Source organism: Streptomyces sp. WM6386 (genome assembly GCF_000972385.1).
Taxonomy (GTDB): domain Bacteria; phylum Actinomycetota; class Actinomycetes; order Streptomycetales; family Streptomycetaceae; genus Streptomyces.
Window position 1 is genome coordinate 1 of the sequence record NZ_JXTE01000378.1, and the last position, 594, is coordinate 594.

Here is a 594-nt window from a genome sequence, read left to right on the forward strand (position 1 = left end):
CCAAGGAGCTGCTCGACGGCGTCGACAAGTCCCGGATGCTGATCGTGGACGGACTGTCGGACCGCTACACCACCGTCACGGACCGGGAGAACGACTGGGGCGGCACCCCGTACGCCTTCGGCAGCATATGGAACTTCGGCGGCCACACCCCGATCGGCGCCAACGCCCCGGACTGGGTGGAGCAGTACCCCAAGTGGCGTGACAAGAAGGGCAGTTCGCTCGCCGGAATCGCGGCGATGCCCGAGGGGGCGGACAACAACGCACCCGCCCTCGCCCTCCTCCCCGACCTGGCCTGGACGTCCGGCCCCGTCAACCTGGACGACTGGTTCGCCGCGTACGCCCTCTCCCGCTACGGCGGACCCGACCGGCACGCCGCCGCGGCCTGGCGGACGATCCGCGACACGGCGTACAACATGTCCCGCGCGGACGGCTGGAGCGAGGCACCCGACGGACTGTTCGGCGCCCGTCCGAGTCTGACGGCGAACAAGGCCGCCGCCTGGGGGCCGGAGAAGGACCGCTACGACACCACGGCCTTCGATGCCGCACTCACCGAACTCCTCGCGGTGCGAGCGGAGTTGAGGGACAGCTCCGCCT

General features: G+C 70.5%; 1 protein-coding gene. It reads left to right on the plus strand.

Going from position 1 to position 594, the window contains the following annotated elements; genetic code table 11:
* Positions 1–594 (plus strand): alpha-N-acetylglucosaminidase TIM-barrel domain-containing protein (locus TN53_RS41830; RefSeq protein ID WP_046264135.1); only part of this gene is annotated, 594 nt, incomplete at both ends.